The organism is Candidatus Goldiibacteriota bacterium (assembly GCA_016937715.1).
In the GTDB taxonomy this organism is placed as follows: Bacteria; Oederibacteriota; PGYV01; order PGYV01; family PGYV01; genus PGYV01.
The window spans coordinates 1-15,202 of sequence record JAFGWA010000124.1; the positions used below are offsets into that span (position 1 = coordinate 1).

8 protein-coding genes are annotated in these 15,202 nt (G+C 42.0%); 2 read left to right on the forward strand and 6 right to left on the reverse strand.

What is annotated here, in order from left to right:
* The first annotated feature begins 229 nt into the window (after positions 1-229).
* The gene (locus JXR81_11750; protein ID MBN2755516.1) at positions 230-841 is read left to right on the forward strand and encodes a phosphohydrolase; all 612 of its coding nucleotides are present in this window, start codon (positions 230-232) and stop codon (positions 839-841) included.
* Between the two features lie 445 nt (positions 842-1,286).
* Here JXR81_11750 and JXR81_11755 read toward each other — a convergent pair whose 3' ends face one another.
* The 5 genes from JXR81_11755 to JXR81_11775 all read right to left on the reverse strand — a co-directional run bounded on the left by JXR81_11755 (position 1,287) and on the right by JXR81_11775 (position 8,919).
* Positions 1,287-3,377, reverse strand: coding sequence for a TonB-dependent receptor (locus JXR81_11755; protein MBN2755517.1), 2,091 nt, complete (start codon positions 3,375-3,377; stop codon positions 1,287-1,289).
* Between the two features lie 41 nt (positions 3,378-3,418).
* Positions 3,419-5,263, reverse strand: coding sequence for a PAS domain S-box protein (locus tag JXR81_11760; protein MBN2755518.1), 1,845 nt, complete (start codon positions 5,261-5,263; stop codon positions 3,419-3,421).
* A complete protein-coding gene (locus JXR81_11765; GenBank protein MBN2755519.1) occupies positions 5,260-6,177 on the reverse strand; it encodes a hypothetical protein in 918 nt (305 codons plus the stop codon). Before JXR81_11765 ends, JXR81_11760 begins: the two co-directional genes overlap by 4 nt.
* Before the next feature lie 132 nt (positions 6,178-6,309).
* Positions 6,310-7,062 (reverse strand): hypothetical protein, encoded by a 753-nt coding sequence (locus JXR81_11770; GenBank protein MBN2755520.1) that lies wholly within the window; start codon positions 7,060-7,062, stop codon positions 6,310-6,312.
* Positions 7,063-7,176: 114 nt separating this feature from the next.
* Positions 7,177-8,919 carry a TonB-dependent receptor gene (locus JXR81_11775; protein ID MBN2755521.1) on the reverse strand — a complete coding sequence of 581 codons (1,743 nt, stop codon included), beginning with the start codon at positions 8,917-8,919 and terminating at the stop codon, positions 7,177-7,179.
* Between the two features lie 122 nt (positions 8,920-9,041).
* Between JXR81_11775 and JXR81_11780 the strand changes: the two genes are divergently transcribed.
* Entirely contained in the window at positions 9,042-10,823 is a 1,782-nt protein-coding gene (locus JXR81_11780; protein MBN2755522.1) for a chorismate-binding protein, read from the forward strand.
* Between the two features lie 2 nt (positions 10,824-10,825).
* Here the strand turns inward: JXR81_11780 and JXR81_11785 are convergent, their stop codons facing one another.
* Entirely contained in the window at positions 10,826-14,950 is a 4,125-nt protein-coding gene (locus JXR81_11785; GenBank protein MBN2755523.1) for a CIA30 family protein, read from the reverse strand.
* Between the last annotated feature and the right edge of the window lie 252 nt (positions 14,951-15,202).

Genomic DNA, 15,202 nt, shown 5'->3' on the forward strand with positions numbered 1-15,202 from the left:
CCTTCTGTCCTTCTGTCCTTCTGTCCTTCTGTCCTTCTGTCCTTCTGTCCTTCTGTCCTTCTATCCTTCTATCCTTCTATCCTTCTGTCCTTCTGTCCTTCTGTCCTTCTGTCCTTCTGTCCCTCTGTCCCTCTGTCCCTCCGTCCCTCGTATTTATACCCTTTTTACGATATACAAAATCCGCGGCGTGTGTCAATATATCTTTGGAAAAAAATAAAGGAGGGTATATATGACAATAGAAACCGCTAAAAAAGAGTACTATGAACTTCTTAATACGGCATTAAAACGCGAAGGCGTAAAAGAACTTGCCGCGTATCTGGAACGCCACGGTTTTTTTAAAGCGCCCGCATCCACCAAATTTCACCTTTGCAGCGAAGGCGGCCTTTTAATTCACTCCGTTGGAGTTGCAAAAACAGCGCTTAAAATCAAGCCTGTTTTGCTTCCCTCTTATCCGGATGAATCTGTCATTTTGTGCTGCCTTTTTCATGACGCCCATAAAGTGACAGACGGCTTTGGACAGGCCACATATAATAAGAATAACGGCGCCACAAAAGAACAGCAGCCGTATTTCTGGAACAAGAATCAAATGTCTTTTTCCGGCGCGCATAAAAGCCTGCTTTTAATAAATAAATTTGTTGAACTTACAAGGGAAGAAATGCAGGCTATCGCCTACCACGACGGCCCGTATGTCCCGTCTTTTGAGGATATTAAAGGAAACGTGTACCCGCTGACCCACCTTATACACTTTGCTGATTTATGGTCAACCTGGGTTAATGAAAGGGGTTTAGGTAATAATTTTGACATACAGAAATTTCTGGATGATAAAGAGACGCTGTTTTAAATTGGATGCTTAGAGGCTTGGTATACAAATCTGAGGGACGGATGTACGGAGGGACAGAGGGACGGTTTAGACCTTTTGCACTGGTAGACGCGGGTCTTCAGCCCGCGGCAGTTGATTTGAATTTTATGTTTTTGCCAGCGTAAGTATTAGGGGACGGTTTTAATAGATTTTATTGTAGAACCGCAATATATTGCGGCTTATTTTAAACATTTGATTTAAGATCCACGACAAAAAATCGCGCGGGCTAAAGACCCGCGTCTACCAATACAATACAAACAAAAAAACAATGCGACCTAAAGAGATGCGTCTATCCCGCCTGCTTTCGCTCGCAGACTCGCTCCAACCAATGTAAAATAATAAACCATCCCTCTGTCCATAGCGTTTCTTGTGGCCTTTACGCTTATGCTTAATTGCCTATAGCTCAAACCGCTGCCTCTGTTTTATCTTAGAAACTTGCTGAAATTTTAGCTCCTGCTGACAGCCCTCCAAGGTACGTGTATCCCGGATAGCCGGTCATGCCTACATGAACCTTATTGTTTAAAAGATTGTTGCCGTATACTGTTACTGAAAAACGGTCAAATATGTTTTCCGCAACCACGGTCAGGTCAACCAGTTGCTCCTGCCATCCGCTCCAGTACAAATCCCTTCCATCAGCGCTTTTTCCGTGATACATGTCAACAAATCCGTTTACATTTAAATTTACGGAAATATCGCCCGTTAAGTACCAGTCAACACCGGCATTATACACGTGCTTGGGCTCTCCAACAGGAATACTGCCGTTTATTTCAATCTCTGCAAACATATAATTACCATACAAGGACAAATCTTTGCCTAAACTGCCGCGCGCGCTTAATTCAATACCATTGCTTATAGCCACGCCTTTATTATAGTGGCCGGCGTTCATATGAACGTGCGTAACCGGATCTTCTGTGCCGTCATCGTACCAGGTAAGGTAATCCATAATATAATAATTAAAACCGGTAGCTGAAATACTTAAAGTTTTATTATTGAACATTACCTGCACGTCATGTTCCTGAATTTTTTCGGATTTCTGCGCGTGCCCAAAATACCTGCCAAATTTCTTCTGCGCCGGCGGCCTGCCATAACCCGTGTTGTACGCGTATTTTGCGGAAATTTCATTATTTATCTGATAAACAGCAGCTGCCCTTGGCATTAAATTAATTCCCATTTCCCTTAAATCGTTGTATTCGCAGCTTAGCCCGCCCACAAGCGTCAGATTGTCAGTTAAATCAATATTATCTTCCAGGTAAGCCCCTACGGTATTATCAATCGCGGGTTTAAGGGTCACTACATATAAATACCCCACATTACCGGAATCAGACATATCAGGCAGATATTCAATACGCGTATCAGGCCCTATATTTATCCTTGAAAATTTAATTCCGGCTAAAACTCTGTGTATATCAGCAACTTCAGCGTGCAGTATGGCTTCTGTGGAAAAACCCATCTCTGTCATTGTTTCAATATCAGCCGCCACCCAGGTTACGCCTTGAGCATATGAAACAGGAATTCCCCTTTCATACATAAGGCCATGCCCGTCAATTTTTGTGGACAGCGAAATACCATCTGCTAAATTGTAGTTTCTTTCAATTTCAAGAAACATGTGTTTCATGGCGGCATCAGTCATTTTATAATCATAATTTGTATTCCAAAGATACTTTTGCGCCATATACGAAACGCGACCTTTTAAAATAAAATCTCCCAGGTCAGCTTTGCTGTAAAGTTCAAAACTTGGCGAATAATCCAGAAGCCTTGGCCCTTTATTTTCCTCAAGCGGCGGATTTACAAACCCGCTCTGGATAACATCTTTTTCATTGCCCCACTGATAAACGGTATTGCCTTCATTGTGATTTACGCCAAAAGCATACCCGCTGCTTTCAGTGTAAGTCAGAGAAAACAAATAGCTTCCCGCATCCATTTTTCCGCCAGCCAAAACATTTCCGGTTATCTGATTATTAGCTGTTGAATAATCCACTGTATCTGTAATTCCATCAACATCCGAACCGCTTCTTGTGATAATGTTTACAATTCCAAAAGTGGCGTCAGAACCCCACAACGTGGAAGCCGGTCCTTTTACAACCTCTATTTTTTCCACCATGTTCAAATTAGGCATATCTATAAAATTATATGTCCCGTCCTGCATTATGTTGGTTATAGGCGTACCGTCAATAAGAAAAAGGAATTTGTCGTTCTGATCGGATGTAAAACCACGCGACCCTAAAAGGGAAGTTTCACGGACAGATATGCGCATACCCGGGACACGTTTTAAAATTTCCGCAAGGCTTTTAGCCCCGGACAGTTTTATATCCTCCCTTGTCATCACATACACTATGGCCGGCGCCTTGTTTAAGCTTTCACTTGTTTTTGACGCGGTTATAACTTCGGGTATTTTCATAAACCAGATTTCTTCGGAAACACCCGCACCTTCAGCCTGCGCGTACTGTTGAAAGTCAGCACTAAAAACAAAACCGTAAAAAAGCACCAATGCCGCCGAAAAAAACAGAACTTTTTTCATAAATACCTCCTTATTTCTGTTTAGAATAAATTTATTTTTTTTTATTCGACAGGTATTAAAATTTCAAAAACTGTCCCTTTTCCCTTTCCTTCAGAGTCCGCCCATATACTGCCCCCGTGTGCTTCCACAATATTTCTTGCTATATTCAACCCAAGCCCAAGGCCCTGATATTTACGGGTATTTATATCTTCTATCTGGTAAAACCTGTCAAACACCCTGTTAACGTACTGTTTTTCCATACCAATTCCCTGATCTTTAATTGACACTTTACAGCACTTTTTCCCGTATAAGCCGGCGTTTAAATTGTCCTGCGGTACATTAAATTTTTCCGCATCACCTGAAACAACTGTAACTGTAATCGCCGAATCCGCGGGAGAGAATTTCACAGCGTTATTGATTACATTTATAAACACCTGGCTTAACCTGTATTCATCCGCCTGCAGTTCTATAGAAGCGGATTCATAATTTGTTATAATTTTTAGCTTCATGGATGCCAGCATAGGTTCCATTTCTTTTATACATTTATTCATTACTTTTACAATATCACTTTTGGTTTTATTTACAGCGAACGTCCCCTTTTCCATCTTAGTTAAGTCTACAAGGTCATTGATCAGTTTTAACAGCCGCTCTGAATTTCTGCTTATTGATTCCAGATAATCTTTCTGAGTCTCTGTTATAGGCCCTGTCGCCCCCCTTAGCAGGAATGCAAGATAACCCTTTATGGAAGTAAGCGGCGTCCTAAGTTCGTGCGATACCATTGACAAAAAACTGCTCTTTAATCTGTCAAGTTCCTTAAGTTTCATATTGCTTTCTTCCAGTTCTCCGGTATATTTTTCTATTTTAAACAAAGCGTTCTTAAGGCTGTTTTCCGTTTCTTTAATCCTGCTTATATCCGTTGCCGCGCAGGCATAGCCGTTTATGTTGTTATCCTTAGATTTAAGAAAAGCGGCTCCAAAAAGCACCGGTATTTTGCCGCGTTTTGAAAAACAGACAGTTTCAATATTCCCTTCAATTTCGGCGGACTTCTGCATATCCAACAGCATAAAGTATCCGTATACAGACGTGCCTTTTAACTCATCTTCGCTTAATCCGGTCATCTCCTCGGCAGCTTTATTAGCCATAGTGATTCTGCCGTCCTTATCGGCAACTATAAGAGCTTCGGCCATTGACGTGAATATACTTTCAATAAAGTCCTTTGATACAAGAGTAGTGGAAAGCTGCCCGGTCATTTTATTAAAAGCCTCGCCCAGAATTCCAATTTCATCATCCGTATGCGCCTGAACTTTATAACTGAAATCTCCGCCAGCTATTTTTTTTGTCCCTTCCATAAGTTTTTGAACGGGGGCAGCCACCAGTTTGTTAAGAAAATACCTGCTGAAAAGCAGCGCGGTTATTATGACAATTAAAGTCACAGCCATGCCAAGAAGAAGTATGAGCGCAATTGCTTTTCTGCCGCTTGAATCAGATACATTAATCTGCACTGTTCCAAGCGGTTCTTTTGTTTCGGCACTTATGCCAAAAATTGTTTCTTCGCTTTGTTCCCTGGCCTTTTCCCTTAATATCTCTTTTTTAAAATGACGGACATTGCGCGCGCCTTTATCCCCGTTTTCATAGATAATCTGGCCGTAATTATCTTTAAGCACACAAAAGACCACATCTTCATTTTTAAGTACGTCATTCACCCTCTTTTCCACTTCGTCATAATTACGTACAAACAGGGAAAATTCTATATTAGAAGCAAGTTCATTAATGATAAGTTCCGCCCTTTCGTTAAGCGATTCCTTTATATGCCTTAATTCCATAAAAACAAAACTTGCCGCCATAAGAGAACTTAAGGTTATTATCGTAATTATAAAATAAGCGTTTAACTTTTTATCAAGTTTCATCTGCCAAACACCTCTGAAGCTTTATCAACTGCTTCCTTTGAAAATTTAATTCCAAGTTCTTCCGCAACGCTCATATTAAGAGAATAAACAATCCTGCCGGAGGCATCAGCTTTTTTATTTACGCCGCTGAAAAATCTTTCAAAGGCAAGTTTGGCGGCATCAACTCCCACGTAATAATAGTCATAGTCAAACGAAAGCACGGCGCCTGCCTTTGTATAAAAAGACGAAAGGCCTATTACACCAAACCCGTTATCTATACTCTCACGGAAAAGATACTGTACAGAACCCGGGTAATAAAGCACGGAATCGGTTACCATCATAAACAGGTCAATTCTTTTTTTTATCCTGTTTAAAGCTTTTGAAAAACCTTCCCCGCTTTCTATCCTTATATCCACAAGCGGGATGTTTTTTTCTTCGCATGCCTTTTTCAGGTCTTCAAACTGTTTTTTTGAAGCGCCGGTATAAATAATCCCCATTGTCCCGTGATTTGGAATTATCTCTTTAATTTTCTCCGTTTTATAACTTTCAGGAATATTAAATTCCACCCCTGCCGTATTATTACCGTCTATTTCATTATCTGAAAAAACCATACAATAAATTATTTTTTTGGAACCCTGTATCTCTTTGGCTAAATTAAAAGCCTTTGTGCCCACAGCAAGCAGAATCTGCGGGTCAAAAGAATCTATTGACGACACAATTTCATTTTTATTCTGCCCATTGATTGTTCCGGACATGACAGATATTTTAATATTTTTTTCAATGGTATCCTTAAATCCGTCATAAGCAAGCATGTACTGCTGCGCGTCGGATGAGATGATTGCGAATATTTTATCAGGATTGGCCGCAAAAATATGAAATGACATGGTAAAAACAATCGCGGCAGATATAAGCGCTTTTATCCATATTTTATTCATTTCGTCTCCTGAACCCACAGGTAAATAATTAACTTAAAACGTTTCATATAATATATTATACCTCTTTTTCCCTTAACATATGTATATCATATGAATCTGTGTTTGTCAGGAAACACTATGGCCGCCCTTATATTATTCGGCATCCCCCGCTGTTTCATATCCGTATTCCCAGAAAAGCTCTTTTCTGTATTCCTGCAGCTGCGCTTTAAAATCTTCAAGCTGTTTTTTGGATATTTTAGGCCATTTTGCCCTTTTATCCAGAAGCCTTATATAAAACTTTCCGTGGTTTTCCTTTAATTTGGTTGAAAATTCAACTATGTTCGGCTCTTTGCCAAACTGCTTTAAAACAAATTTCCACGGCATAAGGACTGTATCATATACTTTCTGCCTGTTTTTATCTTTAGAATCAAAACTGTTATAAGCCAGCACAAAGGTTTTATCCCACCCTTTTTCAAATCCGTCATTTACCATTACAAATACTTTTGGAAGCTCTGAACCCGCTATCTTTTCGGCGTGAATGTATACTTTGGGTTTTCTTACATAAGCAAGGTCCACTTCTATAAAACCCCTTATCTTTTTTCCGTTTTGAACCACATCTATCATAAGAAGCTGCGGCGCTACATCCGCCCTGTCTTCAATATCTTTATCCTTTTTTCTTACGGTGTAAGGTATTATAATTTCATTACCCGCCTCGCCGTCAATGTCGGCATACATAATAAAACCAAGAGCCGCCCCGCTTTCGGGTACAAAATGCACCACGGGCGTCTGGTCTTTATCCGCGTATTTTTTTGCTATCTCGCTCTGCGCGCCTTTTATGGCCGCGTTTAACGTCACAGATAAAAGCATAAATAAAACAAATACCGGTAATAAAAATACTTTTTTCATTTTTCACCCCGTGTTTACTGTATTATTTACCGTTCATATAATAATACCAAATTAAACCTCTGTCAATTGGACGTATGAATTTATAATAATGATTACAGGTTTTGTCTCTTTGTTTTAGAATTGTGTACTTACGATTACCTTTAAAACCCTTCCCGGAGCCGGTATGCCTTTTATCTCTTCATAATACATATTTGTAATATTCTCGCACTTTATAACCGCGGTTACAGCTTCCATAAAAACGTATGAAATTGAAGCGTCAAAACTGTTATACGCGTCTTTCCTGTCATCATAATTTTTATACATATAGGATAAATACGTGATAAATCCGTAAAGTTCAAAATCCACGGAAGTAAAAAATTTATTGCGCAGATAATTGGCCCCGTATTTTGAAATATATGAAGCTGACGCGTACGAATCCGTATACGTATACCCGGCGCTTATATTAAAAACAGCAAGCGGCATTTTAAGCGCTGACGTCACAGAGCCGGTATTAACCCTGCCTATATTGTCAACCGCCCATTTGGCGTCGCTTGGGTCATTTTTGCCCCAGTCAATTAAATCCGTTGAATATCTGTAAAGTCCTTCAACAGAAAAATGTATTGCCCCCACTTCCATATCAAATCCAGTTTTTAAATCAAGGTTGCGCTCCGGCTTTAACGCGTCATTGCCCGCGGTAAACGGGTCATTATAATAAAGTTCCGTAAAACTTGGATACCGCGAGCTTTCAGAACAGCCCGCGTAAAGTTTTGCGACTTCCAGCCCGTTCCATTCCAGCATGGCAGACCGCAGAAAGTCAGTTTCTGCCGTGCTGTTATAACTTATCAGCGCACCTTCCACGGACAACTTTAAATCAGCCGGCAGCGATATGGCGGCGGCTATATCCGCTTCACCAACAGCCCTGTAATGATTTTTAAAACTGCTGCTTTGTATCTCTTCCCTGCGAAGCCCGGTTTTAGCCCGTACTTCAATACTGTCATTCGCTTTTAACTGTAAATCAACATCCGCCCCATACAAAGACGTATTATGCCTGTTCTGATAATAAGAGGGATTATTGTTATTCAGAATAAACTTATCATAGTGATACCTGTAATAAGGTTTCACCGATAAAAATTCCCAGGGTTTAAGATTTAGCGCAGCGTAACGGGTGATAAGAAATTCACGCGACGGCATATTTCTGCCGGGCGTGTAAAAATCATACGCACCGTAATTTTTATCCTCGTACGCAAGCGATAATGTATTGCCGCCGTACCCGGCTTTAAAAAAAGCGGTATTTTTTGTGTAATCAGTTTCCGGCCAGTATCCGTCAGAACCCGCTTTTTCCGCGCTGATTGACGCTGTAAAATCATTAACTTTTTTTGCGGCTAAAACAGCGGCCGACCACGTATTATAGGAGCCGTATTCAGCCCTAGTCATTACGCTGTCTTTACTGATACTGCGCGACTGCACCGATACCAGCCCCGTAAAAGCGCCAAAGCCTGAAAACGGGCTTGCTGTTGTAATTACCCCTATTGATTCAATATCAAGTGAAGTTATTGGAATATCCAGATTATAATGACCTGTCTGCGGGTCGTTAATCCTTATTCCGTCAAGCATTACGGCCGCCTGTTCATAAGTACCGGCAGTAATCATAATATCACCCTGCATCCTGCCCAAACCCCTCTTTACAACATTAAGTTCCGTTATCCCTTTTATGGCGTCAGCCGTATCTGCCGGGTTTAAAAGCGTTAATTCATCTTTTCCTAATACATAATTATATGCTTTTATGGGCTTGTCGGCTTCTACCATGATTTCCATCATTGAAAACACCGGCGATGTAATAAACAAAAGCGAAGAAAATATCATAAGTTTTTTTAACATTAATACCTCCAAATTTTATCCTTTATATCATATAAATACCGCGGATACAAGTATACCGGTACATTTTAAACCTTTAATTGTTCCTGTTTGACCCTTTATGACTTTCATAATATACTGTGTATATGAAAAATATTGACACCCTTAAAAGTTTTCTTACAGGTAATGATAACGGCATTTTTCTTTATTCCGCGCCTGATACGGGCGGCACATCATATCTTTTTACAAAGCCGCTGCGCGAAATTAAGTGTGACAATGCCGATGCTATAAACGGCGCACTTAAAAATATTGCGGATTTTACGCAAAACGGATATTATGCCGCGGGCTTAATGGCTTACGAAGCAGGTTACGGCCTTGAAAAAAAATTTCATAACGTAAAAAACACTTTAGAAATTCCATTTCTTGAATTCGGGATATATAAAACGCCGTACATTTTCAAAAAACTTGACATACTGCCGTTATTGCCATTTTATAAAGACCGATTTTGTGTATCATCATTTGATTTTTCAGAAAATTTTAAAACTTACAAAAAAAAATTCAGCCGTATAATGAAACTTATAAATAACGGCGACACCTACCAGGTCAACCACTGCTTTAATGTTAATTTTCATTTTCAGGGAAACAGCGCGTCTTTATTCGCCGCGCTGTGTACAACCCAGCCCGTGTCTTACGCGGCTTTTATCAGAATAAAAAACAGGACAATAATATCCCTGTCACCGGAACTATTTTTCAGCCTTAAAGGCAGGCAGATTACAATGCGCCCCATGAAAGGCACTTTACTTAAAAACAAAACCATTAAAAATCCCGTGCGCCGGTTAAAAAATGAAAAAGGCATGTCGGAAAATATAATGATTGTGGACCTTTTAAGAAACGACCTTGGCAGGATATGCGAAACAGGCAGCATAAGCGCGCCGAAGCTTTTTGAGGTGGAAGAATACAGGACGCTGTACCAGATGACTTCCACAGTCCGCGGCAGGCTTAAGGGTAATGCGGATTTTAATAACATAATCACAGCGCTGTTTCCTTCCGGCTCTGTCACCGGCGCCCCTAAAATAAGCGCGATGAATATAATTCATAAAACAGAAAAATCACCCCGCGGCATTTATACCGGGGCTATTGGTTTTACCTCAAAAGAACATTCTGTCTTTTCAATACCAATCCGTACAATTGAGCTTGCGGATAATACAGGCAGAATGGGGATTGGCAGCGGCATTGTGCATGATTCTAAAGCCTTGCCGGAGTATAAGGAATGCCTTGGCAAAGCGTCTTTTTTAACGGAGCTGGAAAACAAGTATGGAATAATTGAAAGTTTATTACTGAAAAACGGCAGATATTTTCTGCCCGGCCTGCACTTAAAACGCATGAAAAAATCGGCGGCTTTTTTTGGCAGAAAGTTCAGCTGTATGAATTTTAAAAAAACTCTGTGTTCCCTGAAACACCGCCATTCGCGCGGGGAATTTAAAGTCCGCGTCATGCTTTCACCGGACGGAAAAATATCCGCCAAAGCAAAACGCCTTTCATCAATGGCCGGCGGAAAGACAGCCATTTCAAACCTTAAAATGGACAGTTCAAACATTTATCTTTATCACAAGACCGAAAACAGGAAATTTTATGACAATGATTTTAAAAAATACGCCAAAAAAGGCTTTGCTGATGTGGTTTACCTGAACGAAAAAAACGAAGTGACAGAGGCGCATTCGTCAAATATATTCGCTGAGATAAAGGGTATATTTTACACGCCCCCTGTTTCCTGCGGGCTTTTACCCGGCACTTTCAGGGAATTTCTTTTAAAAAAGAACCCGTCTTTATACAAAGAACGGGCGCTTCATATGGACGACCTTGTGAACGCTGACAATATATACCTGGTAAATTCCGTGAGGGGATTCAGAAAAATCACGCTTGCTTAATATTATTTTATAATTATCAGAGTGTTAAGTTTTGAATCCGACTTTTCTCCGGATGCTGTTTTCGCGGTGATTACATAATAATACGTCCCGTTTGAAAGCTCTTCCGATTTAATTTTATCTGCCTCTATGACACACAATCCCGCGGGAGCGTTTATTACATACGCTGACCTTACAAGCCTGAAAGATGCCGTATAAATATTTACCGTCGCCCTTTTCACATTCTTTGTTAACACACACCTGAATTTTAATTTTGAACCGTCAAGGCCAAAAGGGTTAGGGTAAGCAAGCACATCTTCCACTTTTAATGTGTCGCCCTGCGGATAAGGCGTGGCAGTCAAAGTGGGAGTTATTGTGGGAGTGTCCGCCGAAATAGTGGCGGTTATAGTTACGGTATATGTATTTGTAATTACCGTGCGGGTAAGCGTCACAGAAGCCGTGGCTGATATTGTCCTGGTAGCTGTAACAGTAGGTGTGGCTGTTTTTGTATGCGTCGTTGTGGATGTAAGCGTAGGTGTGGATGTACTTACCGGTGTATTTGTTACTGTTACTGTCGGCGAAACGGTAAGTGTATTTGTCTGTGTAACAGTTGTTGATATTGTGTACGTTGCAGTGGGCGATAATTCCGGTGTCTGCGTCTGCGTTTCTGTAATTGTGCCGGTTTCAGTTACTGTAATAGTTTCTGTTACTGTGGCTGTATCTGTCTGTGTTTCCGTTATTGTGTGAGTTTCCGTGGCAGTGGGGCTTAATACTTCCGTAAACGTGGTTGTAACGGTAGATGAAATTGTCACAGTAGGGCTTAGCGCCTCTGTTGAGGTTACAGTTACCGTCACGGTGAGCGATGGCTGCGGATAATAAAGCGCGACATCATCTATAAACACTTCAAATATTCCCGTATTTGGTATCTTCCACTGAATATCTGTTGCCCTATCCAGCATTAAAGGCAATGCGGTTCCGTAAGGAATGGTTAAAGAGGAAAAAGGTATCTGAATTAAAGTCCAGTCTGTGGGAGGCGTAAATGAATACTGCCAGTTGTTATACGCCGGAATTTCGCTGAAATTACCCGTTACAATTGCCAGATTAATATTTGTTGTGCCGTTTCCTTTTATATAAAACTGCACGCCCGCGTATTGCGATATGTCCGTTTCTGCGGCGCCGTTTGCAAAATTAGTGCCAATACCGGCGTAGCCGCCTGATATAACATTACCTAAAGCGTGATAAGCCGCGCCCGGAGATACAGGTGAACCGGGAATTTCCTTGGCGCCTGCTGCCGTACTTGTTGTATCTTTATAAGTGTACCAGTAGCCGCCCCATAAATTCTGATCGGTTAAAATTTCACAGTCGTCTATAAGGTCAGACACCGCCATAGTGGGGGTCAGCGTAATTGTGGAAGTGGCCGTTATTGTGCGTGTTACCGTTGCCGAGTATGCCGGTGTAATTGTAATTGTCGCCGTCGGAGTATATTCAGCGTGCAGAACATCCACTTCGTACCACACCGCCTGATACGCCGGAGATATGCCAAATTGAGCAAAGCCGCCCGCGTCTGTTACGGTGACTGTTGTTTTTCTTGCGCCCGTATTATCAAGCGCCCAGACTGTTGTAAACGAGGGGTCAGACGGAAGGGTGATAAGAGCGTTAACGCCTTCCACCATTGAAGGGGATACCCCCCACTGATTTCTTAATGTTACCTGCGCGCCGTGAGGAGGAGGAAAAGCAATCGGGGTATCAGGATATGTATACCACGAATCGCCCGTGTTTTTCTGACAGCCAAGGGCTGTTACAAGAATCTTCTGCGCGGAGGCAAAAGAATTGCCGTCAAGGGCGGTTAAAGCAATAGCCGAAAAAGGCTGCAGCGAAGTACCCGGTGTTATGGTAACGCCGCCGGACATCATATATGTTTTGCCGGATGTGAAACCTGTAAGATACTTGGTCATATCTGTGTCCGCGGTAAACACGCCCTGCAGGGCCGCGGAATTATCCCAGGAAAGTTCGCCTGTATCTGAATTTAAAACACTTCCCGACACGTCCGTGGTGCCCGGCGCAACCGCGCCCGCGGGCACTGTCTGCCCTTCAACAGCTATTTCCAGCCCGTGAACCAAAGCTGCTTTGGGGTTTTCTCCCGCTGTCTGCGCGTCCACAAGTTTCCACGCCCATGTTGATAAAGTCTGGTCAATTTCCGCGGCTTTATCTATCTGCACCACAATTTTCTGCTGCGCGGGTTTTATATCGCCCCTGTAAAAAGACATAACCGCCGCGGGATACGATGCCATCTTTAACGGGTTATTTGCCACGGCAAAATAACCGTCTATGTAGTTTTTATTCCAGTTATCATCGCCGTTATAATCAAACGGGAACACGGCGTCCCAATCCTGAAACGAAGCGTAAGCGGACGTCATAAAAGAATGGTCAGAAGAATAAGTTCCCGGATGAGGGCTGTTTGTTTCTGTCACAAGGTGCGGCCTGTTTAAAACATTTTTTGTGGCAAGCGATGCAATTGTGGATTCAGCCGGATAATTTACCATTGCCCTGTTGGTAAGATACCAGTTTACAGAATCCCATGGAGTCCCCGGAAACTGCGGGTGCTCCCAGTAAGAGTGCGAATCAATTGCCTGAAAATTCGCCTGAACATTGGGGTTGCTGCATCCTAATATAGTCCCAAAAATTATATTATTGGCTCCAAGGATATTTTTAATATAATCGCGCATCTCTATCCAGTAATTTTCTTCCGTATATGTTAAAAACCTGTACCAGTCTTTCTGTCCGTCCTGTGTCCTTCCCGCAAAACTCATTTTAAAATTATCAATGCCTGTTGTATAAAGGTCTTCGCCTTCATTTAAACCCAGCATGCCGCCCTGTTTTAATGAAATATCCGTAAACCAGTAAGACGCGCCGGAAGCAAGCCCCATTCCGGAAAAATTCAGCCTTGCGTCAGTATCAGACGCACCGGGGGTAAAACTGAAAGTAAAAAGCTGCCAGGAAGACGTTAAATTTAAATTTGCCCTGAAACCAAGGCTTACCCACGGGTCATGGTCCATTCCAAGTTCAACAGAAATTGTCCTGTCAGTATCTGCTTTCGCGTAAAAAGTTACAGTGTACGGCACTCCGGCAGTCACGTTTAAATTTCCCTGATTAAACTGCACAGCCCACTCTGTACCGCCGGCTGTGGTTACGTTAATACGCGCGGCGTTTAAGCCTCCCGGCCCCGCTCCCGCTTCAACAGTACCTGTTCCGACGACCCCCGGCTGCGGGTTATAGAGCCATGGAGATAAAATCCCGGAGGCAAAAGTTCCGTTTAAGATTATTTCCGCGCCAAGCGGCTGGTCAATTACATTCCAGCCGGCTATAAGCTCTGCCTGCGTTGCGTATTTTAACTTCAGCCAGTCATTCCACTGCTGCCGCAAAAGGCTCTCGTAATAAGGCGGCAGCGCGTCTAACTGCGAGGATAAAAACGCGTGGACAAGGCCGTTTTCATTATTAATTTCTATAAAAGCAACAGACGGCTCGTTAACATAAGCGTTGCCTGTATAAGGGTTAACGTGGGTTAAAAGGTCATACGCGAATTTTTTCTGCAGAGCCTTGTTGGCAGGGTCAAAAAAACCAAGCACGGCGCGTTCTTTCCATTCTGTTATCAGGTTTATATCAGCGTTAAGTTCCGTCCCCTGCGCGAAAGGCCGGGAAACTAAAAGGTTTAAATCTGTATATATTCCGTTTTGCTTAAGCTGATAAATAAAATAATCCATACGGTCAAATTTTTCTGCGCTTATTGTCCTGTCAGGATTTAAAGATGTCCAGATATCAAACATATCCATGTGATGAAAACGGACTATATTAAAACCGTATTTGGCAAGGCGCGCGGCAACTCCCGGCGCGTTTGCAGCGGACGGGAAATTTCCGCCAAAAGTGGTGTTTGTCCCCCAGAATTTTATCCTGCCGGAATTGACGTTAAAATGGCCCGCACCGTCAACGTTTACAAACCCTTCCGCGTCAATATCGCGGTTCACAAAAGAAGACATGTCAATTATGGTATTTGCGTTATCATTCCACGGAATATAAAAATCAAATAATTCGCCTGCCGCGTGCAGGAAGGTAATACATGATAAAAATAAAACAGCCAGAAGCGTTTTTTTCATAAAAGCCCCTTCTTTGAATTATCTGCCATATATTTATATTATAACGCCTGGGAAGCAAAATAGTTGCATAAAAAACAACGGAGGGACGGATGCACGGAGGGACAGAGGGACAGAAGTAAAGACAAAAAAACAAGTATTGAAAATTCGAAATTGGAAAGACAGAAGCAAAACAGGGGTTGGGTGTGTTTTTTCAGTGCGTGCCGCATAAACATACTATGTTTGCGGCAGGAGCTGTTTAATGCCGCGCCGGCA